We start from the raw sequence: 22,415 nt of genomic DNA on the forward strand, positions 1-22,415 counted from the left end.
CTCAGCCCCTCAGCCGCTCTGGGTGACCACCATCGCGAGGGTCAGCAGCCCCAGCACCACCCACCCGAACCAGAGCCAGCCGTTGCTGCCGAGTGCCACCGTGTAGGCCGTCACCACCACGAGTCCGCCTACGGTGAGGACCCCCATCGTCTTGGTGGAACCGTTCGTAGAACCGGGCATCGCGACACCCTCCTCATGGTCCGACTCCCTCCATGGTGCCCCCGTTCTGCCTCCGTACGGTGCAGACGACGAAATGAGCGCCGGTCTTCCACATCCCCTCGCTGGTCCAGGAGGCCGCCTGATACCCGGAAGGATCGAATCCGTACAGCCGGGGCGGCACGTCGCGGGCGCAGGCCGCGTCCGACTCCGTCCGCGCCCGCGCCAGGGTCACGCCGGCACCGAGCCGGGTGAACCCGAGCACCTCCTGGTCGTGCGCCCCCGAGGACGGCACCAGCAGCGCGTCCCGCGCCGACGGCACCCGCAGACAGTCCCGCTTCTGCATGGTGGCGGTGTCCGCGAACGCGGTGCCCTCCTTGCGATGCTCGTCCAGCGGCCCGTACACCGGCCCGTGCGCCCCCAGCACCAGACAAACGACCCGCCCCCGGGCCGCCTCCCAGCCCTTCCCGGTCGGTACGACGGCCAGGGACCGCACATCCGCGAGTTTCCCGCGCAGCCCCGCGGTCCCGGTGTCCGGCTGCACCGAGATGCCGTAGTCCGTCAGCAGCACCCGGGCGTACGGCGCCCCGGTGCGGTCGGGCGCGAGCAGGATGTTCGCCGGTTTCACGTCCCGGTGCAGCACCCCCCGCTCATGGCCGGCGGTCAGCGCGTCGAGGACGGCGAGACCGACCCGGGCACACTCGGCGGGCGGCTGCGGCCCGTCCCGCTCCACCAGGTCCCGCAGGTCGACCGCGCCCGGCAGGTACTCCATGACGATCCACGGCAGACCGTCGTGCTCCAGCACGTCGTGCACGGTCACCACATGCGGATGCCCGCGCAGCCCGGCCGCGTGCCGCGCCTCCGCCCGGGCCCGCGCCACCCGCGCCGTACGCTCCGGCTCGTCCTCCGTCTCGCGCAGGACCAGCTCCTTGAGAGCGACCTCGCACTCGAGTCTCCGGTCGTGAGCGAGCCAGACATGGCCCATACCGCCGCTGCCCGGTCGGTTCAGCAGCACGTACCGGCCGGCGACGACCCGGCCCACTCCCGACGTCGGTGATCCATGAGGCATCCGGTCACTCCCGGGTTCGGCGTGACATCGTCGTGCTCGCGTCGGCTTCGCCGGCCGTCGACGTGGGGCCGCTGCTCGCCGGTTCGCTCGTCACGGGCGCGGCGGACGGGGCCGAGCCGCTGACGGCCGGGGACGAGCCGGGCGGGTCCGGCGGGGCGCCGTCGGTCGAGTGCGTGACGTCGGGCGGAGCGGCGCGGGAAGGCGTACCGGGGTCCGAGGAGGGTGACGAGGGCGGGGCGGCCGACGGCTCCCTGGACGTCGGCTGCGGGGACGGCGGCGGTACGACGGAGGAGGGCGCCCCGGACGGCGACGGAGCGGACGGTGGCGGGATCGGCGGCGACCCCGGCCCGGCGGGGGAAGCCGCCCCGCCGCCGCGGCTGCTGTCGCTACTGCCGTTGCCGTTGCCGTTGCCGTCGCCGCTGCCGTCGGCGACCCGCAGCGTCACGTACTCCCCGAACCGCAGCTCCGTCCCCGCCACCGGATCCGACGCCAGCACCCGGGCGTCGCCGGGCGGCAGCCCCGCACCGTCGTAGGCGACCGCCAGCCCGGCGTCCGACAGTCGTCGGCTCGCCTCCCCGAAGGACGTCCCGGTCACCTCGGGCACCGCATGCCGCTCGCCGGTGCGGAAGACGGCGTCCTGCGCGCCCGTCGTCCCGACCGGCCGCTCGATACCGCGCCCCGGGTCGGCGACATCGACGAGGGCGAGTCGCTCCAGCGGGCGCGCAGCGGGTCGTACGGCGGTCACCTGGACGCGGTCGTAGCCGCGCCACCTCCTGTTGCCGTGGTCGAACTCGACCTTTGTCCGGCCGGTGTCCCCGGTGAAGGGCCGCAGCGGATTTCCGCACGAGCACTTCACGGCGGGCTGTCCCCGCCGGTCGACGAGCACGGCGATTCCGGATTGGAGGAGAGAGTCGAAAGGCGCGGCGGTGCCGCTCTTGTAATCGTGGTTCTCCACGAGTGTGTCGTGACGCAGGAGCACGGGAGTGAGCCGGTCGAGATAATCCGGAATCTGTTCGGTGCCGATTCCGAAGGCACCGGCCCACGCCTGTGCCTTGCAGTGATTCGCGGGATCGGTGAGGAATTCCTTCAGTTTCTCGACGTCACAGATCGTCGGCTGCCGGGTGCCGCCGTACAGACCGGGCGAGTCCCCCTGCTGCAGGCTGCCGTGCACCGGCAGCGAACGGATCCGGGCGTCATGGCCGAGCCCCTGGTTCTCGTCGAAGAAGGGGTGCAGCGCCGGCCCCCGGCGGCGACCGCCTTGACGACGGACAGGGGCGAACTCCGCCCGCATCCGCTGAGCAGCAATACCGGAATGAGAACACCGAGCACGCAGGCCCTGTGCAGAAAAGCGCGAAATGTCATCACCGCTCCCCCCGGCGGTTTCCCCATCGCGCTTTATGCTACTGAATGGGAGGCCTTTCAGCCCTCGCGTGCGTGCAGTGAGGCCAAATAGGCGTTGTAGGCCTCGAGTTCCTTGTCGCCGTCCCGGTCCGCGGCCCGGTCCGAGCGCCGGGCCTGCCGCTGCTCGGAGCTGTACCACTGGAACAGCAGGGCGATCAGCACCAGCACGGACGGGACTTCACTGAACGCCCAGGCGATACCGCCGGCCGCGTTCTGGTCGGAGAGCGCGTCGATACCGAGCGAGGCGGGCGGATTCTTGAACGTCTCGACCATCGGCTCCGATGCCATCATCAACGCGATACCGAAGAACGCGTGGAACGGCATGCCCGCGAACAGCTCCAGCATCCGCATCAGATACCCCGGCCGGTGCGGCCCCGGGTCGACGCCGATGATCGGCCAGAAGAAGACGATACCGACGGCCAGGAAGTGCACCATCATCGCGATGTGCCCGGTCTTCGACCCCATCAGGAAGTCGAACAGCGGGGTGAAGTAGAGCGCGTAGAGGCTCGCGATGAACAGCGGGATCGTGAAGGCGGGATGGGTGATGATCCGCATGTACCGGCTGTGCAGCAGGGCCAGCAACAGCTCACGCGGCCCCTTCCGCCTTCCCTTCCCGGCGACGGGCAGCGCGCGCAGCGCGAGCGTGACCGGGGCGCCCAGCAGGAGGAAGATGGGCGACAGCATGCTGATGACCATGTGCTGCACCATGTGCACGCTGAACATGACCATCCCGTAGTCGTTCAGCCCGGTGCACATCACGAGCATGACGGTCAGCACACCGACGACGAACGACACCGTACGTCCGACGGACCACGCGTCACCGCGCCGCCGCAGCCGCACCACACCCCACCCGTACAGCGCGAGCCCCGCGACACAGGCCACGAGAAAGAAGGGATCCGCCGACCACTCCAGCCCCCGCCCCAGCGTGAACGGCGGCAAGTCCATCGTCATGCCGTGCCCGCTGTGATCCATCCGGCGGCTCCTGATTCGTGGGGGGTTGTACGTTTACTGCCGACCCCAGACTAGAACCGCCGCCGACGGCACTTGTGAGCGGGGCCCACGATCCCCACCTAAAGGGGCGCGGGGCTATGTCCATATGCGGCTCCGCCGCGTGGGCGCGATCAGCCCCCACACACCCGCAGACAACGCACAACCGCAAAACCCCTACAGCACGGTCTCCGCCTCGTCGTACCGCTCCGCGGGAACCGTCTTCAACGTCTCCACCGCCTCGGCGAGCGGCACCATCGCGATGTCCGTCCCCCGCAACGCCGTCATGTGACCGAACTCCCCGCGGTGCACGGCCTCCACCGCATGCCACCCGAACCGGGTGGCCAGCACCCGGTCGTAGGCCGTCGGCGTGCCGCCCCGCTGCACATGTCCGAGGATGACCGGCCGCGCCTCCTTGCCGAGCCGCTGCTCCAACTCGATGGAGAGCTGCCGGGCGATCCCGGCGAACCGCTCGTGGCCGTAGATGTCCTTGCCGCCCTCGTCGAAGGCCATCGTGCCCGCCTTCGGCTTGGCCCCCTCCGCCGCGACGACGATCGCGAACCGCTTGCCCGCCTCGAACCGCTCGCCGACCCGGCGGGCCAACTCGTCGATGTCGAAGGGGCGTTCCGGTACGACGATGGCGTGGGCACCGGCCGCCATCCCGGAGTGCAGGGCGATCCAGCCGGTGTGCCGGCCCATGACCTCGACGACGAGGACCCGCTGGTGGGACTCGGCGGTGGTCTTCAGCCGGTCGAGGGCCTCGGTGGCCACGCCCACGGCCGTGTCGAAGCCGAAGGTGACGTCGGTGACGGCGATGTCGTTGTCGATGGTCTTCGGCACGCCGACGATCGGCAGGCCGGCGTCGGACATCAGCCGGGCCGCCTTCAGCGTGCCCTCACCGCCGATCGGGATGATCGCGTCGAGGCCGAGTTCGGCGACATGTCCCCTGGCCCGCTCCACGCCGTCCCGCAGGTGCGAGGGCTGGACCCGGGAGGAGCCGAGGATCGTGCCGCCGCGGGCCAGGATGCCGGCCACGGCGTCGAGGTCGAGCTTGAGATAGTCGCATTCCAGGAGGCCCTTCCAGCCGTCCCGGAAGCCGATGACCTCGTCGCCGTGGTCGGCGACGGCACGGTGCACGACGGACCGGATGACGGCGTTCAGGCCGGGGCAGTCGCCGCCGGACGTGAGGACACCAATGCGCATAGCCCGAAACAACCTTCTCCACGTGGGCCGAAGACCGGACCACGCTGTCCGGCTGTCATCGCCGTCACCCTACCCGCGCGAGGGTGCCTCGCCGTACCGGGCGTCCGCCTGCTGGACGCGCCCGCACATGTGAGCGGACACCCTGTCAGGCGGGCCCGGAATCGACCACTCCGGTACGGTCAGGCGGGCTGCTGCGCGGAGGCGATCCGCTCGGTGCGCAGGGCCTCGTACCACCGGTCGTCGATCGGCGGCAGCGCGTTCACGTCGAGCGCCAGCTTCAGCAGCAGGTCGGCGATGAGCGGGTTGCGGGCGAGGACCGGCCCGTGCATGTACGTGCCGAAGACGGTGTCGTTGTACGCACCCTCCGTGCCGTCCCCGGTGCCGTTGCCCCGGCCCAGCTGGACGCGGGCGAGGGGGCGGGCGGTGGGGCCGAGCTGGGTGATGCCCTGGTGGTTCTCGAACCCGGTGAGCTGGGGCAGCCCGAGGCGCGGGTCGATGTCGGCGAGGACGTCACCGACGCACCGCTCGCCGGTGCCGCGCACGGTCGTCACGTCGAGCAGGCCGAGACCCGGCTCGCGCTGACCCAGGTCGTTGATGAACTCGTGCCCGAGGATCTGGTAGCCGGCGCACACCGAGAAGACGATCGCGCCGTTCTCCACGGCCCGGTACAGGTGCCCGTCGCGGCGCAGCCGCTCGGCGGCGAGCCGCTGCGGACGGTCCTCACCGCCGCCGATCAGGTAGATGTCGCCGGAGGTGGGGATCGGCTGGTCGCTGCGCACGTCGAGCCGGGCCACGTCGAGACCGCGCTGCCGCGCCCGGCGCTCCACGACGAGCGCGTTGCCCTGGTCGCCGTAGGTGCTGAGCAGGTCCGGGTAGATCCACACCAGCCGCAGTTGGTTGTCGCTCATCAATGATCGTCCTTCGTGGTCAGTCAGTTGCCGACGCGGCGGCGCAGGTCCTGGAACGCGGTGTAGTTCGCGATGACCTCGATCCGGCCCGGCGGGCACATCTGCACGGCCTGGTCGAGGGAGTCGCAGACCTGGAAGTGCTGGTTCGCGACCTCCAGCCGCACCGCGAGGTCGAGCTTGCGGTCGCCGAGCACGAAGATCGGGTGGCCGGTGAGGCGGGTGTAGTCCACGTCCCACAGCCAGGAGGTGTCGGTGCCGTCGGCGCCGCGCGCGTTCACGGAGAGGATCACCGGGGCCGGCGGCGGATCGATCAGCGAGAACGTCTCCAGCCAGCCGGCCGGGTTCTTCGCGAGGAGCAGCCGCAGGTCGCGTCCCTGGAACTGCACCACGTCGTAGCGCCCCGCCACGGCCTGCACCTGGTACATCCGCTCCAGGGCGACCTGCGGCGGCACCCCGAAGACGGCGGCGACGGCGGCCGAGGAGGCCGCGTTGGCCTTGTTGGCACGGCCCGGCAGCTGGAGGTGGATCGGCCAGGCGGACCCGTGCGGGTCGAGGACGTGGTCACCGGACAGCACCCAGCTGGGGGTCGGCCGCCGGAACCCGCACTCACCGCAGAACCAGTCGTCGCCCGGGCGCTGCATCACACCGCCGCAGGACGGGCAGGACCAGGCGTCGTCCTTCCACATCTGCCCGGCGGCGACCCAGACCACATTGGGGGAGGAGGACGCGGCCCACACCACCAGCGGGTCGTCGCAGTTCGCCACGATGACGGCCTTCGAGCCGGCCAGGCCCTCCCGCCAGTTCTCGGCGAGCATCCGGGTCTCGGCGGCCCGGTCGAGCTGGTCGCGGGAGAGGTTGAGCAGCGCGATGCACTTCGGGTCGGTGTCCCGGGCCACCCCGGCGAGGTACTTCTCGTCGACCTCGATCACACCGAACTTGGCGTCGGAGCCGCCGGCCAGCGCCGAGGTGATACCGGCGGGCATGTTGGCGCCGAGCGCGTTGGAGACGACCGGGCCCGCGGCCTTGAGCGCCTCGGCGATCAGCCGGGTGGTCGTCGTCTTGCCGTTGGTCGCCGAGACGAGCGTGACGTCCAGGTTCTGGGCGAGCCGGGCGAGAAGGTCGGGGTCGAGTTTCAGTGCGACCCGGCCGCCGATCACGGATCCGCTGCCGCGTCCCGCGGCACGGGACGCCGCCGCGACCGCCTTGCCCGCGGTCACGGCGATCTTGGCCCGCGGCGTGAGCGGGTCCGAGTTGCCTGCCATCAGTTCTCGATCCTCCTTGACTACGCGCCGCGCCTCAGCCATTCGGCAACGTGGTGGTGGAGCTCAGCCTATCGAGATCCATTCGCACACCCGAATTCCGGCCCTCGCCTGCGCGGCGGGCAGGGGCCGATTCGAACCGTACCCTTGCGGCCATGCGACAAGGTTCCATTCCGGGCGCCCATGGGCGGGTCCGGCCCCTCACCCTGCTCGGCGACCCCGTCCTGCACACCCGCTGCGCGGAGGTCACCGACTTCGGCCCCGAACTCTCCCGTCTGGTGGAGGACTTGTTCGCGACGATGTACGCCTCCGAGGGTGTGGGCCTGGCGGCGAACCAGGTGGGGGAGCCGCTGCGGGTGTTCGTCTTCGACTGCCCCGACGACGAGGACGTCCGTCACCTGGGCCACGTGGTGAACCCCCGCCTGGTGGAGACGGACGGCGTGACGCTCCGCGGCCCGGAGGGCTGCCTGTCCCTGCCGGGCCTGGAAGCGGGGACGGAGCGCTACGACCACGCGGTGGTGGAGGGGTTCACGGCGGCGGGGGAGCCGATCACGATCCACGGCACGGGCTTCTTCGCGAGGTGCCTGCAGCACGAGACCGATCACCTGGAGGGCCGCGTGTACGCCGACCACGTGACGGGCTGGCGCAAGCGCAAGCTGATGCGACAAGTGGCCAAGGCCTCCTGGCGCCGGTGAGGACATGGTTTCAGGGGCGCGGGACGGTATCGATGTGCGGCTCCGCCGCGTGGGCGCGACAAGCCCCCACCGGCGGTCAGCCGAAAATCAACCCCTAGAAACCAGGACCTCCTATTTTGTCCCCGGCCGCGGCGAGCCGCCCCCACAACAGATCGGCCAAACTCTTCACCAACTCTGCACGAGAACAGGGCCTTTCCCCCAGCCACCAGTCCCCGGCCGCATGCATCATCCCGACGATCCCGTGCCCCCACACCCGAGCCAGTTGCTGACTCCCGGGCCCCAGATCCAGCCGATCCTCGATGACCTGGGCCAGCTCCTCGCCCATCCGCCGCAGCAGCGGAGCCGAGTGCTTGCCGACGTCGAACCCCTGGTCGGCCCCCGTGCTCCCCTCCGCGGGATGCATCAGGAACCGGTACACCTGGGGCCGCGCCTCGATCGCCGTGAGGTACGTGTCCAACGTGGCCTCGACCCGCTCGCGTCGGTCCGCCGGCGCGTCCAGCGCCTCCCGCAGGGAGTTCAGCAACGCGTCCGTGTGCCGCTTGGCGAGGGCCGCGTAAAGGCCGCCCTTGTCGCCGAAGTGGCGGTAGAGGATCGGCTTGGTGATGCCGGCCTCCGCCGCGATCGCGTTCATCGAGGCCTGTGGGCCGTCGCGCAGCACCACCCGGTCGGCGGCCTCCAACAGCTCCCGCCGTCGGCGGTCGGCGGACCGCTGCTGTTCGGTCCGCTGTGTGGTGTCCATGTGCTCTCCCCACCCCGTGCTGTTTCGGTGACGCCTGCGCAAACTAACACCTGGCAGCCACCCGATCTCGAACTGGCTGCCGAGGTGACCTTGGGAGTTGACTTTTCCTACCGGCGAGTAACAGACTCTTGTTACCGCTAGTAACACATTATGCGCCGCCGCTGGAGGGGTCATGGCCGAGTTCACCATGGAGCTCAACGACGAACAGAAGGAGGTCCGGGACTGGCTGCACGGTTTCGCCGCCGATGTGATCCGCCCCGCGGCCGCCGAATGGGACGAGCGTGAGGAGACTCCCTGGCCGGTCATCCAGGAGGCCGCCAAGGTCGGCATCTACTCCCTCGACTTCTACGCCCAGCAGTACTTCGACCCCACCGGCCTCGGCATCCCGACGGCCATGGAGGAGCTGTTCTGGGGTGACGCGGGCATCGCGCTCTCCATCGTGGGCACGGGTCTCGCCGCCGTCGGCGTCCTCGCCAACGGCACCGAGGAGCAGATCGGCACCTGGATCCCCCAGATGTACGGCGACCCCAACGACGTCAAGGTCGCCGCGTTCTGCTCCTCCGAGCCCGACGCCGGCTCCGACGTGGCCGCCATGCGTACCCGGGCCGTGTACGACGAGGCCAAGGACGAGTGGGTGATCAACGGCACGAAGACCTGGGCGACCAACGGCGGCATCGCCAACGTCCATGTCGTCGTCGCGGTCGTCGACCCGGAGCTGGGTTCCAAGGGCCACGCGTCCTTCATCGTGCCGGCCGGGACCCCCGGGCTCGCCCAGGGCCAGAAGTTCAAGAAGCACGGGATCCGTGCCTCGCACACCGCCGAGGTCATCCTGGACGGTGTCCGGGTGCCGGGCTCCTGCCTGCTCGGCGGCAAGGAGAAGCTGGACGAGCGCCTCGCCCGGGCCCGCGAGCGGGCGAAGACCGGCGGCATGGGGAGGGTCAAGAACGCGGCGATGGCGACGTTCGAGGCGAGCCGTCCCGCGGTGGGGGCCATGGCGGTGGGCACCGCGCGGGCCGCCTACGAGGTCGCCCTTGACTACGCCAAGACGCGTGAGCAGTTCGGGCGGCCGATCATCGACAACCAGGGTGTGGCCTTCCAGCTCGCGGACATGCGTACGTCCATCGACGCGGCCCGGCTGCTGGTGTGGCGTGCGTCTTGGATGGCGGTGAACGGGAAGCCGTTCACCGCCGCCGAGGGCTCGATGTCGAAGTTGTTCGCCAGCGAGACCGCGAAGAAGGTCACCGCCCAGGCGATCCAGATCCTGGGCGGCAACGGGTACACGCGGGAGTACCCGGTGGAGCGGATGCACCGCGATGCGGCGATCTACACGATCTTCGAGGGTACGAGTGAGGTGCAGCGGTTGGTGATCGCCCGGACCTTGTCGGGGATGCCGATTCGGTAGCGCCGTGGGGGTGCGGGTGCGTTGCGGGCCCACGCGGCGTCGTGGTTGCTCGCGCAGTTCCCCGCGCCCCTAGGTAGATCTCCTCACCGGTGTTTCAGAGGCGTGAGTTGCTCGATGTCGTAGCGCTTGCGGAGTTGCCCGATCGCCTCGAGGTCCGGAGGACCGGCGCTGCCCAGGATCTCCAGGAGTTCCTCGAAGTAACGCTCATGGTCGGGTGGCGGGGAAGCCTGGAAGAACATCCGCGCCGGGGTGTCCGTCGGGTTGGCGAAGGCGTGGGGGCAGCCCGGGGGAACGGCGATCATCGTGCCCGGGGTTGCCCGCACCACCCTTGTGCCCGAACTCGACTCCCACTTCTGCCAGTTGTCGGGAGTGCGGATGCGGGGCTCGAAGGCGAGGACGTCCAGCTCGCCTTCGAGGACGTAGAACAACTCCTCGCTGCGGGTGTGCACATGGGCGCCCACGTCGAAGCCCGGCGGGACCTCCACCTCGAAGGTGGAGGCCGTCCGCGAGTGCGTGCCCGTCACCTTGAACGTGACACGCTGGGCCGGCGTGTGGACCACGCGCCCGTGGCCCGGTGGTACGAGGAGTCCCTCGGTCGTGGTCATGGGCCACTCACCAGGTCACCGGAAGTGCCTCGGGTCCCCGGATCAACGCACCTTTTCTGAAGGGAACCTGGTCCGGAGGTACGGCGAGCCGCAGTCCGGGGAGCCGGTCGACCAGGGCGTCGACCAGGAGTTCCTCCTCCAGCCTGCCGAGCTGACCGCCGGGGCAGTAGTGCGGGCCGAACCCGAAGGACACATGTGGGTTGGGAGTGCGGGTGAAGTCGATCGTCTCGGGGTCGGGGAAGACGTCCGGGTCGCGGTTGGCGGCCAGGTAGGAGACGTAGATCGCGTCTCCCGCCTGGATCCGCACGCCCTTGATCTCCACGTCCTCCAGGGCGATCCGGGACAGCCCGACCGCGCTGCGGTGCGGGATGTAGCGCAGCAGCTCGTCGATCGCCCGGGGGCGGATCTCCGGCTCGGTGCGCAGCCGGTCCAGCAGGTCGGGGCGGGTGAGCAGCAGGTAGAACATCTGCCCGCTGTTGTTGGTGACCGCCTCGCCGCCGATCTGGAGGAGGACGGCGAGACCGACGGCCTCCTCCAGGGTGACCTCGCCGCGGCCCACGGCCGCGCCCAGCAGGGAGGCCACGTCCTCGCCCGCACTGCCCTCGCGCAGGGCGATGAGGTCGCCGAAGTAGGCGCTCATCTCGCGCTTGGCCTTCTCGCTGATCTCCTTGCCGTGGCTGGAGGACAGGATCAGCTGGGTCCAGATGTGCATGGAGTGCCGGTCGGCGGCCGGAACGCCCATCACCTCGCAGATCACCGCGATGGGGAAGGGGCTCAGGACCGTCGCCGTGAGATCGGCGGGCGGCCCGTCCTGGACCAGCTCGTCGATGAGCTCGTCCAGCATCCGGCGCGCCTTCTCGCGGACCCGCTCCACGCCCTTGGAGGTGAGCGCGGAGGCCACCGACCGGCGCAGCCGGGTGTGGTCGGGCGGGTCCAGGAAGCCGACCGCGCCGCGGTCCGGGATGAAGTGCGGGGCGAGCCGGGTGACCGGCTGCTCCATCACCGCCTCACGGCTGAACCGGAGATCGTTGGCCACCATCCGTACGTCCTCGTACCGGGTGACCAGCCAGGCCCAGCCCTCGCCGTTGGGCAGTCGGATCCGGGTGACCGGACCCTCCCGCATCAGCTCCGCCAGGGTGGGGTCGAAGTCCACCCCCGCCAGGTCCGGCACCTCCCAGTGCCGGACCGGGCAGGCGGCCTCCGTGGCGGAGTCCAGGGGTTCGCTGAGCGTCATCTCGGTCAAGCCGCCTCTTCGTCCGAACGCCGCCAGCGACCCAGCGACATTTCCGCGGTGATGCCGGGACCGAAGCCGGCCAGCAGGCCGCGCGCCTGGTGCTCGGCACCGCCCTCGTCGAACATCCGGCGCAGTGCGTCCAGGACGACGGCGCTGGCGATGTTGCCGTACTCGGTGAGCGTGGACCGGCTGAACCGGAACGCGTGCGGATCCACCTGGAGGAACTTGCTCAGGTCGTCCAGGATTCGCGGCCCGCCCGCGTGGACTATGTAGAAGTCCAGGTCGGACGCGTTCCAGCCGTGCAGCCCCGCCAGGTCCTGGAGGGCCGGCGCGAGCGGCTCCATGGTCGCCGGGACCCGCTTGTCCAGCAGGAAGTGGAACCCGGTGGCCCGGACGTCGTACATGATCCACTCTTCGGTCTTGGGGATCAGGTACGAACCGTTGCGTTCGAGCTCGACGCCGGTGCCGCCCTTGCCTCGGACCACGGCGGCGGCGATGCCGTCACCGAAGAGGCCGTTGGAGAGCAGCGAGCCGACGCCGAGGTCGGTCGGCTGGTAGCACAGCGAGCAGAACTCGCAGGCCACGATGAGCGCGTTGGCGTCCGGGTACGCCGAGCAGAAGTCGTGCGCCCGGTTGATCGCCGCTCCGCCGGCCGCGCAGCCGAGCTGCGCGATGGGGATCTGGCGGGTGGTGGAGTCGAAGTCCATCTCGTTGATCAGCCACGCGGTGAGCGAGGGCATCATGAAGCCCGTGCACGAGACGTAGATGATCACGTCGATGTCGCTGGTGAGCAGCTCGGCGTCGTCGAGCGCTCGTTGGATGACTGCGGGGACCCGGGCCTTGGCCTCGACCTCGTAGAGCTTGTTGCGCTCCTCGAAGCCAGGGTGCTTGAGGGTTTCCTCGATCGGCTGCACGATGTGCCGGGTGCGAACGCCCGTGTTCTCGATCAGTCTCAGCGCCAACGGCAGCTGCGGGTGGTTCTCGTGGTGGGAGCGCGCCAGTTCCAGCGTCTCCTCCATCGTGATCACGTACTCCGGGACCGACACTGAGGGTTTGCACAAAGTCGCCATGAACCGTGCCTGCTTTCAGCCTTCCGGCGGGTTTGGGCCCGGCCGGTCAGAAGGTGGTTCACCTCAGGAGGTGGTTCCCTCACGATCACCCGTGAGGGCGATGATCTCTCGCCGGACTACTCCGAACCGGTGACCCCGTGTCAGGGTCGGAGCAGCACGGAGGTATCCCGACGAGGAGGACGCGATGCCTGGCACGGCCGCGGAATTGCTGAAAACGACCAGGTCAGAGCTTGCCCCCGACCCGAACGCCAATCCATTGGTCCCCCTCGTCGCCAGCGGCCGGGCGAGCCTGGAGACACTCGCCGCACTTGCCCTGGAACAACACCACGTGATTCCGGCCGACCACCGCGCGTTCGTGCATCTGGCGCAGCGCGCCGCCGAGGAGCCGGCGGCCGCCGGGTTCTTCACCATGCTGGCCGAGGGGGAGGAACTCGCGGCAGAGCGGCTGGGCGCGTTCACCGAGGCGTGCGAAGTGGATCAGCGGCGCATGCAAGCGTACGAGCCCCTACCGGGCTGCCAGGCATACCCGGCGTACATCTCCTGGCTCGCGCTCAACGCGACCCCGACGGACACCGTCCTGGCCATCACGGCCAACTTTGCGACCTGGGGCACGTATTGCGCCCGCATCGCCGAGGGTCTGCGCACCCACTACGGCTTCACGGACCAGGCCTGCGCGTTCTTCGACTTCTTCGCGACACCGGCTCCGACGTTGGACGAGCAGGCGACGGCAGCGGTACAGGCGGGACTGAACTCAGGTCGCCTGGACGAGGAGCGCGTGTACGCCTACGGCCGCTTGCTCCAGGCATACGAGGCGATGTTCTGGACGTCGCTGGCCGGACTTACGTAAAGGGGCGCGGGCTGTGTCGATGTACGGCTGCCGCCGCGCGGGCGCGACCAGCCACAAACCACTCGCACCCGCCGAACTACCCCTGCTGCCCACTGCTGTGGGCGATACAAGCCACGTCGATCCGATCCGCGAGCTTCGCGAGCTCAATGGTCAGCGCGGCCACCGTGTCCTCGTCCAGCCCGCTCTCCCCGGCCTCCACCAGCCGGACCCACCGCCCGCCCACGGTCCGCAACAACTTACTCACGTCGGCCGCGGCCACCTGCAAGGTACCGCGGTCGTCGACGATCAGAGGCAGAGTCACTTCCCGGTTCACACCCGGATCGTAGCCGCGCAACCGTCACGCACCCTGCCAAACGGTGGTGATGTTGCAGAACTCCCGGATTCCGTGCCCGGACAGCTCACGCCCGTATCCGGACCGCTTCACACCCCCGAACGGAAACGCCGGGTGGGAGGCGGTCATGCCGTTGACGAACACGCCACCGACCTCCAGATCCCGTACGAAACGGTCCACCTCGGCCTCGTCCCGCGTCCACACGTTGGAACTCAGCCCGAAGGGCGAGTCGTTGGCGATGAGGACCGCCTCGTCCAGGTCCCCGGCCCGGTAGAGCGTGGCCACCGGCCCGAACGCCTCCTCGCGGTGGATGCGCATGTCGCGGTGGATCCCGGCGAGCACGGTCGGCGGGTAGAACCAGCCGGTCCCCTCCGGCCGCTGCCCGCCGCACAGCACCCGGGCCCCCGACCGCTTCGCGTCGTCGACGAGTTCCTCCAGGTCGGCCCGTCCCTGCTCGCTCGACAGCGGCCCGACGTCCGTCCCCTCGTCCATCGGGTCGCCGGTCCGCAGCGCCTCCATGCCCGCCACGAACCGCTCGGCGAACGCGTCGTAGACGTCCGTGTGCACGATGAACCGCTTCGCGGCGATGCACGACTGCCCGTTGTTCTGCACCCGCGCGGTCACCGCGATCCGCGCGGCCCGGTCGATGTCCGCCGAGGGCATCACCACGTAGGGGTCGCTGCCGCCCAGCTCCAGCACCGTCTTCTTGATCATCTCGCCGGCGGTGGCGGCGACCGCGCGACCCGCGGGTTCACTGCCGGTGAGCGTGGCCGCTCGCACCCGCTCGTCGCGCAGGACGTCGTCGACCGCCCCGGAGCCGATCAGCAGGGTCTGGAAACAGCCCTCCGGGAAGCCCGCCCGGTGGAAGAGGTCCTCCAGGTACAGGGCGGTCTGCGGGACGTTCGACGCGTGCTTGAGCAGGCCCACGTTGCCGGCCATCAGCGCCGGCGCGGCGAACCGGACCACCTGCCAGAGCGGGAAGTTCCACGGCATGACGGCCAGCACCGGCCCGATGGGGCGGTAGCGCACCCGCACCCGGGACGCGCCCGAGTCCTTCACGTCCGTCTCCGCCGGCTCCTCGTCGGCCAGCAGTTCCTCCGCGTGGTCGGCGTACCAGCGCATCGCCTTCGCGCACTTCGCGGCCTCCGCGCGGGCCTGCGCCAGCGGCTTGCCCATCTCGGTGGTCATCGTGCGGGCGATGTCGTCCTGGTCCGTGTCCAGCAGGTCGGCGGCCCGGTGCAGCAGCCGGGCGCGCTCGGCGAAGGCGCTCGTACGGTACGTACGGAACGTCGCCTCAGCCAGTTCGAGCCGGCGTTCGAGTTCGTCCTCGTCCATGGCCTCGAACGTTTCGAGCGTCTCGCCGGTCGCCGGGTTCACCGTCGCGATGGGCATGGCTGACCTCCCTGGGAGCGGGTTTGCTTCGACCTTCGCGCGCGGCCCGGCGGACCGCAACGCGTGCGCATCTGTTCAGTCCGTGTGCTCCGCCAGCCGGTCGAGAAACGCCGCCTGCGCCTTGACGATCACCTCGTGGGCCCGGTCGCGGCCGAGCCAGGCCACCCGGTCCAGCTCGGGGAACTCCTGGACCCGGCCCGACCGCGGCGGCCACTCCATCGTGAAGGTGCCGGGGTTCGTCGCGGCCGGGTCCAGGTCCGACTCGACCGCCCACACCGTCACGATCTTGCCGTTGCTCTGCCGGACCTCCCCGAGGGCGATCGCCTCGCCGTCCGGTGGCGGCAGGCCCAGCTCCTCCTGGAACTCACGGCGGGCCGCCTCCCAGGCGGTCTCGTCGGGCTGGTACTCGCCCTTGGGGACGCTCCACGCGCCCGCGTCCTTCTTCGCGAAGTAGGGGCCGCCCATATGGCCGAGCAATACCTCGACGCCGTGCTCGGTGTGGCGGAAGAGCAGCAGTCCGGCACTTCGCCTCGGCTCCGTCAACGCCGTACCTCCGGGTGGGCGGCCAGCAGGGTCTCCACCGTATCGGCCTCCTGCGGCCGCTTGTCCTCGCGGTAGCGGACGACCCGGGCGAAGCGGAGGGTGACGCCGGCCGGGTAGCGGGAGGACTTCTGCAGGCCGTCGTAGGCGATCTCGACGACGAGTTCGGGGCGTACGGTCACCACCCAGCCGTTGTCCGAGACCTCCAGTTCCTTCAGCCGGGCGGTCTGCCACTCCAGCATCGCGTCGGTCATGCCCTTGAAGGTCTTGCCGAGCATGGCGAAGCCGCCGTCCGGGGTACGGGCGCCGAGGTGGAGGTTGGAGAGCCTGCCGGTGCGCCGGCCGTGCCCCCACTCGGCGGCCAGGACGACCAGGTCGAGGGTGTGCACCGGCTTGACCTTCAGCCAGGAGGCGCCGCGCCGGCCCGCGCTGTAGGGGGCGTCCAGGGCCTTGACGACCACGCCCTCGTGGCCGCGTTCCAGGGTGGCGGCCAGGAACTCCTCGGCGGCCGCCGTGTCCCCGGGCCCGGACACCAGCGCCCGCCGGACCCGCATCGGCTCGGGGACCAGCCGGGCCAGCTCCGTGTGCCGTTCGGCGAAGGGGAGGTCGAGGAGGTCGTGGTCGCCCACCGAGAGCGCGTCGAAGAAGACGGGGGAGACCGGCACCTCCCGGGCGGCTTTCGCCACGTCCGTCCGGGAGCCGACCCGGCCCGCCGTCTCCTGGAAGGAGCGGGGGCGGCCGTCGGCGTCGAAGGAGATCACCTCGCCGTCCAGGATGAACCGATCGCCACTCAACTCCCGTGCTGCGGACGTCACTTCGGGTAGGCGGTCGGTGATGTCGTCGAGGGTGCGGGTGAAGACCCGTACGGTGTCGCCGTCCCGGTGGACCTGGACCCGGATGCCGTCGAGCTTCTCCTCTACCGCACAGGCGCCCAGTTTGCCGACCGCCTCGGCGACCGAGGAGGCGGAGTGCGCCAGCATGGGCAGCACCGGGCGGCCGACGGTGAGCCGGAAACGGGCGAGGGCCGGCGGGCCGTCCGCGAGCAGGGCCTCGGCCACCGTCTGGAGGGACCCGGCGAGCATCACCGCCCGGCGCACGTCGGCCGCGTCCGCGCCGGTCGCCTGTGCGAGACCCTCCACGGCCACCGCGTCCAGGGCGCCCTGCCGTACCTCACCAGTGATCAGCCCCAGCAGGAAGCGCTGCTCGTCGGCGGTCGCCGCGCCCATCAGCTCGCCCACCATCCGGGCGCGCTCGGCCTGCGAACCGGGCCCGGCGACCCTGCCCAGCTCGGTGAGCCGGGCGTCGACCTCGCGGACGGTGAGGGACGGCTCGGCGGCCGGCGGGACCGGCCGGCTCAGCACCTTCCAGCCGACGCCGAGGCGGCCCTGCGGGAGACGGCCCGCCAGATAGGGGATGACGACCGGCACGTCGTCCGGGGCCGTCTCCCGGAAGAGGTCGGCGAGCAGTGCGGTCTTGCGGGACCGGGCCGCACTGGCGGCGACCTCCCGGGACACTTCGGCGAGCCGGGTCAGCAACATGCAGCCATGGTGCAACGGGCGGCTCGGGACTACACCCGCACGGCGGCGTCCAGGTCCGCGAAGAGCAACTCGCCGTTGATCGCCGCACCGGCGCGATAACCCCGGCTGGCCGCGTTGACGACCTGCTCGGCGAAGCCGCTCGCGTTGCCGGCCGCCCACAGCCCGGGCACGGTCGTCAGGCCCCGCTCGTCGATCACCGGGTAGGCGCCGAAGGGGGTCTCGGTCATCTCCGCGCCCAGTCCGACCAGCAGGTCGTTCCGCGGGACCGGACGCGGGGCGACGAACAGGGCCTCCCGCGCGTGCACGCCGCCGTCCGAGAGCCGTACGCCGGTGAGCCGGTCGTCCTCGATGCGCAGCCCCGCCACCTCGCCGGGCACCACCCGGACCCCGGCCGTGGCCAGCCGCCGCAGGTCGTCGTCGGACAGCTCGGTCTCGGCGACCTGGTGCAGGAACAGCGTCACGTCCTTGGACCACTGGGTGACGATCAGCGCCTGGTGCACGCTCATCAAGGTCGTGGCCAGTACGCCGAAGGCCTGGTCGCGGACCTCCCAGCCATGGCAGTACGGGCAGTGCAGCACATCCCGGCCGAACCGCTCGGCGACGCCGGGCAAGGGCGGCAGCTCGTCCTCCAGGCCGGTGGCGACCACCAGCTGCCGGGCCCGGACCCGGCGGCCGCTCGCCAGCGACACCCTGAAGTCGCCGTCCCTGGACGCGTCCACCGCCCGGTCCCGGACCAGCTCCACGCCGTACCGCGCGATCTCCTCGCGGCCGACGGCCAGGAACTCCGCGGGCGGCATGCCGTCCCGGGACAGAAAGCCCTGCATATGGGCGGCCGGGGCGTTGCGCGGTTCGCCCGCGTCGACGACCAGGGTGCGGCGCCGGGCCCGGCCCAGGACCAGCGCGGCGGACAGCCCGGCCGCACCGCCTCCGACGACGACCACTTCGTACGTATCGGTCATGGTGACCACCTCCATCGGCGACGGTCGTGCATCCGGGGCCGGATTGACAAACGTCCTTGCCGAAACTGCAATACGAGCATGACTACGGACGACGTTCTCGCAGGGGTGGGCCCCCGGCTGCGCAAGCTCCGCAAGGAACGGGAGGTCACTCTCGCCGCTCTCTCCGAGACCACCGGCATCTCGGTCAGTACCCTCTCCCGGCTGGAGGCGGGCCTGCGCAAGCCCAGCCTGGAGCTGCTGCTGCCGATCGCGCAGGCCCACCAGGTGCCCCTGGACGAACTGGTCGGCGCACCGCCGGTCGGGGATCCCCGGGTGCGGGCCAAGCCGATGGAGCGGTACGGCCGGACCTTCTGGCCGCTGACCCGGCAGCCCGGCGGCCTGCAGGCCTTCAAGGTGGTCGAACCGAAGCGGAAAGACGATCCCGAGCCGCGTACCCATGAGGGCTACGAGTGGTTGTACGTGCTGTCCGGGAAGCTGCGGCTGGTGCTCGGTGAGCACGACGTCGTCCTGGCGGCGGGGGAGGCGGCCGAGTTCGACACCCGGGTGCCGCACTGGTTCGGGTCGACGGGGGAGGGGCCGGTGGAGTTCCTCAGCCTGTTCGGGCCGCAGGGGGAGCGGATGCATGTGCGAGCACGGCCGAGAAGTACGGCGTGACGCGTCCGGCGTGCCGTCAGCTGTTCCCTCATCGGCAAGCGACCGCTTAGTATGCGATGGACCCCGACGAAGCAGTCTGTGGAGGCACCGCATGCAGGCATGGCAAGTGCACGAGAACGGCGAGCCGAGCGAGGTGATGCGGCTCCAGGACGTGGAGCGGCCCACGCCCGGCGACGGCCAGGTCCTGCTCAAGGTACGTGCCGCCAACATCAACTTCCCCGATGTACTGATGTGCCGGGGGCACTACCAGGTGCGCCCGCCGCTGCCGTTCACGCCCGGCGTGGAGATCTGCGGTGAGACCGAGGACGGGCGCCGGGTGATCGCGAACCCCGTGCTGCCCCACGGCGGTCTCGCCGAGTACGCGGTCGCGGACGCCGCCGCCCTGCTGCCCGCGCCGGACGCACTGGACGACGCCGAGACCGCCGCCCTGCACATCGGCTACCAGACGGGCTGGTTCGGACTGCACCGCCGGGCGGCCCTCCAGGCCGGCGAGACACTGCTCGTGCACGCCGCCGCGGGCGGCGTCGGCAGCGCCGCCGTACAGCTCGGCAAGGCGGCCGGGGCCACCGTCATCGGTGTGGTGGGCGGCGCCGACAAGGCCGCCGTGGCCCGCGAGCAGGGCTGTGACGTCGTCATCGACCGGCGCACCGAGGACGTGGTCGCCGCCGTGAAGGAGGCCACCGGCGGCCGGGGCGCCGACGTGATCTACGACCCGGTCGGCGGCGAGGCGTACACCCAGTCGACCAAGGTCGTCGCCTTCGAGGGCCGGATCGTGGTCGTCGGCTTCGCCAGCGGCACCATCCCGAGCCCCGCGCTCAACCACGCCCTGGTCAAGAACTACTCGATCCTGGGCCTGCACTGGGGCCTGTACGCCACCAAGAACCCCAAGCTGATCCTGGACTGCCACCAGCAGCTCACCGAGCTGGCCGCCAAGGGCGCCATCAAGCCCCTGGTGAGCGAGCGGGTCCCGCTGTCCGAGGCCGCGGCGGCCGTTCAGCGGGTCGGTGACGGTGTCACCACCGGCCGGGTCACCGTCGTACCGACGGGAGCCGCGGCATGACCGACGCCTCAGAACTCCGGCGCCGCACAGCTGAGTTGCTGGCCGCGTACCCGCCCGCCACGACGGACCGGCTCGACTTCCTCAAGGCACGCTTCGACGCGGGGCTCGCCTGGGTGCACTACCCGCAGGGCCTCGGCGGACTGGACGCCCCGCGCTCCCTCCAGGTCGTCGGGGACACCGAGCTGGAGGCCGCCGGCGCGCCCGACAACGACTCGCGCCGCAACGGCATCGGACTCGGCATGGCCGCGCCGACCATCCTCAAGTACGGCACCGAGGAGCAGAAGCAGCGCTACCTGCGGCCGCTGTGGATCGGCGAGGAGGTCTGGTGCCAGCTGTTCAGCGAGCCCGGCGCCGGCTCCGACCTGGCCGCGCTCGGCACCCGGGCCGTCCGGGAGGGCGACGACTGGATCGTCAACGGGCAGAAGGTGTGGACCTCCGGCGCGCACAACGCCCGCTGGGCCATCCTGATCGCCCGCACCGACCCGAACGTGCCCAAGCACGCGGGCATCACCTACTTCATCTGCGACATGACCGACCCGGGCGTGGACGTCCGGCCGCTGCGGCAGATCACCGGTGAGGCCGAGTTCAACGAGGTCTTCCTCACCGACGTCCGCATCCCCGACTCCCGCCGCCTCGGCGCGATCGGTGACGGCTGGCGGGTCGCGCAGACCACCCTCAACAACGAGCGCGTCGCCATCGGCGGGATGCGGCTGCCGCGCGAGGGCGGCATGATCGGCCCGGTCGTGAAGACCTGGCGCGAACGCCCCGAGCTGCGCACCCACGACCTGCACCAGCGGCTGCTGAAGCTGTGGGTCGAGACCGAGGTCGCCCGGCTCACCGCCGAGCGGCTGCGCCAGCAGCTCGTCGCCGGACAGCCCGGCCCCGAGGGCGCCGGCATGAAGCTCGCCTTCGCCCGCCTCAACCAGGAGATCAGCGGCCTGGAGGTCGAACTCCGCGGCGAGGAAGGCCTGTTGTACGACGACTGGACCATGCGTCGGCCCGAACTGGTGGACTTCGTCGGCCGCGACGCCGGCTACCGCTACCTCCGCGCCAAGGGCAACAGCATCGAGGGCGGGACCAGCGAGGTCCTGCTGAACATCGTCGCCGAACGCGTCCTGGGCCTGCCGGCCGAGCCGCGCACCGACAAGGACGTCGCGTGGAAGGACCTCGCCCGATGACAACACAGCGCACGCAGCTCGACCTGCTGTACTCGGAGGAGGAAGAGGCGCTGCGGGCCGCGGTGCGGGATCTGCTCGCCGACCACTGCGACGCGCCGGGCGTCATCGCCCGCACCGAGTCGGACGCCCCGCACGACCTGGCGGCCTGGAAGGCCCTCACGGAGGGTATGGGGCTCGCCGGCCTGCTGGTGCCGGAGAAACAGGGCGGCCAGGGCGCCTCGCACCGCGAAGTCGCCGTCGTCCTGGAGGAACTGGGGCGGGCGGTGGCGCCCGTGCCCTATCTGAGCAGTGCGGTGGTGGCCACGGAAGCGCTGCTGGCCTGCGGCGACGAGGAACTGCTCGAGAAGCTGGCGTCCGGGCGGACGATCGGTGCGCTGGCCGTGGGGCTGCATGTCGCGCCGGGGGCCGACGTCAGGGCCGTACGCGTCGAAGAGGGCCGGCTGCACGGTGAGCTGACCGGGATCGCGGACGCGGTCGCCGCGGATGTGCTGCTGGTGCCGGGGGACGACGGGGGGCTGTACGCCGTCGAGACGGCGGCTGTCGCCGTCACCCCGCAGGTGTCCTTCGACCTGACCCGCCCGCTCGCCACGGTCACCCTCGACGGGGCCGTCGGGCGCCGGGTGGGCGACGCCGAGCCCGCTGTACGGCGTGCGCTGCGGGCCGGGGCCGGGCTGCTGGCCTCCGAGCAGTTCGGTCTCGCCGACTGGGCGCTGACCGAGACCGTGCGGTACCTCAAGGAACGCAAGCAGTTCAACCGGCCGGTGGGCGGGTTCCAGGCGATCAAGCACCGGCTCGCGCAGCTGTGGCTCGAGGTGGTGAACCTTCGGGCAGCCGCGCGGGGGGCCGCCGATGCGCTCGCCTCCGGCGAGGATGCCGACGTGTTGGTGGCCGTCGCGCAGGCTTATGCGGGGCCGGTTGCCGTGCACGCGGCCGAGGAGGCGCTGCAGTTGCATGCGGGGATCGGGATGACCTGGGAACATCCGATTCACCTGTATCTGAAGCGGGCCAAGGCTGATTCGATTGCGTTTGGTACGGCGGGGGCGCATCGGGAGGCCTTGGCCGAACTGGTCGATCTCCGGGCGCCGTGATTTTCGGTCGTCGAGTGCGGGTGCGTGGGGGCTGGTCGCGCACCCGCGGCGGAGCCGCATACGCGATACAGCCCCGCGCCCCTTTCGGGGCGCCTGTGCC

General features: G+C 70.9%; 23 protein-coding genes. 7 read left to right on the plus strand and 16 right to left on the minus strand.

The window, feature by feature from the left end; all coding sequences use genetic code 11:
* Positions 1–9: 9 nt before the first annotated feature.
* From AB0D59_RS07730 to AB0D59_RS07760, 7 genes are all read right to left on the minus strand, one after another.
* Positions 10–180 carry a hypothetical protein gene (locus AB0D59_RS07730; protein ID WP_362562101.1) on the minus strand — a complete coding sequence of 57 codons (171 nt, stop codon included), beginning with the start codon at positions 178–180 and terminating at the stop codon, positions 10–12.
* A gap of 13 nt (positions 181–193) precedes the next feature.
* Entirely contained in the window at positions 194–1,225 is a 1,032-nt protein-coding gene (locus AB0D59_RS07735; protein ID WP_362562103.1) for a protein kinase, read from the minus strand.
* A gap of 4 nt (positions 1,226–1,229) precedes the next feature.
* Complete coding sequence (locus tag AB0D59_RS07740) at positions 1,230–2,516, minus strand: PASTA domain-containing protein (protein ID WP_362562105.1); 1,287 nt, start codon at positions 2,514–2,516, stop codon at positions 1,230–1,232.
* A gap of 128 nt (positions 2,517–2,644) precedes the next feature.
* A complete protein-coding gene (locus AB0D59_RS07745) occupies positions 2,645–3,598 on the minus strand; it encodes a cytochrome c oxidase assembly protein (protein ID WP_362562108.1) in 954 nt (317 codons plus the stop codon).
* 192 nt (positions 3,599–3,790) lie between these two features.
* A complete protein-coding gene (locus AB0D59_RS07750; protein WP_362562110.1) occupies positions 3,791–4,816 on the minus strand; it encodes a 6-phosphofructokinase in 1,026 nt (341 codons plus the stop codon).
* Positions 4,817–4,995: 179 nt separating this feature from the next.
* Positions 4,996–5,724 carry a glutamine amidotransferase gene (locus AB0D59_RS07755; protein WP_351698376.1) on the minus strand — a complete coding sequence of 243 codons (729 nt, stop codon included), beginning with the start codon at positions 5,722–5,724 and terminating at the stop codon, positions 4,996–4,998.
* A 23-nt stretch (positions 5,725–5,747) separates the two neighbouring features.
* A complete protein-coding gene (locus AB0D59_RS07760; RefSeq protein ID WP_362562112.1) occupies positions 5,748–6,986 on the minus strand; it encodes a MurT ligase domain-containing protein in 1,239 nt (412 codons plus the stop codon).
* Between the two features lie 152 nt (positions 6,987–7,138).
* Here AB0D59_RS07760 and def point away from each other — a divergent pair, with 152 nt between their 5' ends.
* Entirely contained in the window at positions 7,139–7,678 is a 540-nt protein-coding gene (def, locus tag AB0D59_RS07765; RefSeq protein WP_362562114.1) for a peptide deformylase, read from the plus strand.
* Positions 7,679–7,772: 94 nt separating this feature from the next.
* Here def and AB0D59_RS07770 read toward each other — a convergent pair whose 3' ends face one another.
* Positions 7,773–8,417, minus strand: a complete 645-nt coding sequence (locus tag AB0D59_RS07770; protein WP_362562116.1) for a TetR family transcriptional regulator — start codon at positions 8,415–8,417, stop codon at positions 7,773–7,775.
* 172 nt (positions 8,418–8,589) lie between these two features.
* Here AB0D59_RS07770 and AB0D59_RS07775 point away from each other — a divergent pair, with 172 nt between their 5' ends.
* A complete protein-coding gene (locus tag AB0D59_RS07775; RefSeq protein WP_362562119.1) occupies positions 8,590–9,819 on the plus strand; it encodes an acyl-CoA dehydrogenase family protein in 1,230 nt (409 codons plus the stop codon).
* Positions 9,820–9,902: 83 nt separating this feature from the next.
* Here AB0D59_RS07775 and AB0D59_RS07780 read toward each other — a convergent pair whose 3' ends face one another.
* From AB0D59_RS07780 to AB0D59_RS07790, 3 genes are read right to left on the minus strand one after another with little or no spacing between them, the layout of a single operon-like run.
* Positions 9,903–10,424 carry a cupin domain-containing protein gene (locus AB0D59_RS07780; RefSeq protein WP_362562121.1) on the minus strand — a complete coding sequence of 174 codons (522 nt, stop codon included), beginning with the start codon at positions 10,422–10,424 and terminating at the stop codon, positions 9,903–9,905.
* 7 nt (positions 10,425–10,431) lie between these two features.
* Positions 10,432–11,658 carry a cytochrome P450 gene (locus AB0D59_RS07785; RefSeq protein ID WP_362562674.1) on the minus strand — a complete coding sequence of 409 codons (1,227 nt, stop codon included), beginning with the start codon at positions 11,656–11,658 and terminating at the stop codon, positions 10,432–10,434.
* A gap of 5 nt (positions 11,659–11,663) precedes the next feature.
* Positions 11,664–12,728 (minus strand): type III polyketide synthase, encoded by a 1,065-nt coding sequence (locus AB0D59_RS07790; RefSeq protein ID WP_362562123.1) that lies wholly within the window; start codon positions 12,726–12,728, stop codon positions 11,664–11,666.
* A gap of 184 nt (positions 12,729–12,912) precedes the next feature.
* Here AB0D59_RS07790 and AB0D59_RS07795 point away from each other — a divergent pair, with 184 nt between their 5' ends.
* On the plus strand, positions 12,913–13,575 hold the full coding sequence (locus AB0D59_RS07795) for a transcriptional regulator (protein WP_362562125.1): 663 nt from the start codon (positions 12,913–12,915) through the stop codon (positions 13,573–13,575).
* A 76-nt stretch (positions 13,576–13,651) separates the two neighbouring features.
* Here the strand turns inward: AB0D59_RS07795 and AB0D59_RS07800 are convergent, their stop codons facing one another.
* The 5 genes from AB0D59_RS07800 to AB0D59_RS07820 form a co-directional block, all read right to left on the minus strand.
* Positions 13,652–13,888 (minus strand): DUF6213 family protein, encoded by a 237-nt coding sequence (locus AB0D59_RS07800; RefSeq protein WP_351698394.1) that lies wholly within the window; start codon positions 13,886–13,888, stop codon positions 13,652–13,654.
* Positions 13,889–13,912: 24 nt separating this feature from the next.
* Positions 13,913–15,298: an NADP-dependent succinic semialdehyde dehydrogenase gene (locus AB0D59_RS07805; RefSeq protein WP_362562127.1), complete on the minus strand. Its 1,386-nt coding sequence runs from the start codon at positions 15,296–15,298 to the stop codon at positions 13,913–13,915.
* Positions 15,299–15,373: 75 nt separating this feature from the next.
* The gene (locus tag AB0D59_RS07810) at positions 15,374–15,841 is read right to left on the minus strand and encodes an NUDIX domain-containing protein (protein ID WP_362562130.1); all 468 of its coding nucleotides are present in this window, start codon (positions 15,839–15,841) and stop codon (positions 15,374–15,376) included.
* Positions 15,838–17,376 carry an ATP-dependent DNA ligase gene (locus AB0D59_RS07815; RefSeq protein WP_362562132.1) on the minus strand — a complete coding sequence of 513 codons (1,539 nt, stop codon included), beginning with the start codon at positions 17,374–17,376 and terminating at the stop codon, positions 15,838–15,840. Before AB0D59_RS07815 ends, AB0D59_RS07810 begins: the two co-directional genes overlap by 4 nt.
* Positions 17,377–17,405: 29 nt before the next feature.
* A complete protein-coding gene (locus tag AB0D59_RS07820) occupies positions 17,406–18,335 on the minus strand; it encodes an NAD(P)/FAD-dependent oxidoreductase (protein WP_362562135.1) in 930 nt (309 codons plus the stop codon).
* Between the two features lie 78 nt (positions 18,336–18,413).
* Between AB0D59_RS07820 and AB0D59_RS07825 the strand changes: the two genes are divergently transcribed.
* From AB0D59_RS07825 to AB0D59_RS07840, 4 genes are all read left to right on the plus strand, one after another.
* Positions 18,414–18,989, plus strand: coding sequence for an XRE family transcriptional regulator (locus AB0D59_RS07825; RefSeq protein WP_362562138.1), 576 nt, complete (start codon positions 18,414–18,416; stop codon positions 18,987–18,989).
* Positions 18,990–19,080: 91 nt separating this feature from the next.
* Entirely contained in the window at positions 19,081–20,049 is a 969-nt protein-coding gene (locus tag AB0D59_RS07830; RefSeq protein ID WP_362562140.1) for an NADPH:quinone oxidoreductase family protein, read from the plus strand.
* The gene (locus AB0D59_RS07835; protein WP_362562143.1) at positions 20,046–21,227 is read left to right on the plus strand and encodes an acyl-CoA dehydrogenase family protein; all 1,182 of its coding nucleotides are present in this window, start codon (positions 20,046–20,048) and stop codon (positions 21,225–21,227) included. The genes AB0D59_RS07830 and AB0D59_RS07835 overlap by 4 nt, the downstream gene beginning before the upstream one ends.
* Positions 21,224–22,315: an acyl-CoA dehydrogenase family protein gene (locus AB0D59_RS07840; RefSeq protein WP_362562146.1), complete on the plus strand. Its 1,092-nt coding sequence runs from the start codon at positions 21,224–21,226 to the stop codon at positions 22,313–22,315. Before AB0D59_RS07835 ends, AB0D59_RS07840 begins: the two co-directional genes overlap by 4 nt.
* The last annotated feature ends 100 nt before the right edge of the window (positions 22,316–22,415 follow it).

It is taken from the genome of Streptomyces sp. NPDC048417 (assembly GCF_040651615.1).
Taxonomy (GTDB): Bacteria; Actinomycetota; Actinomycetes; order Streptomycetales; family Streptomycetaceae; genus Streptomyces.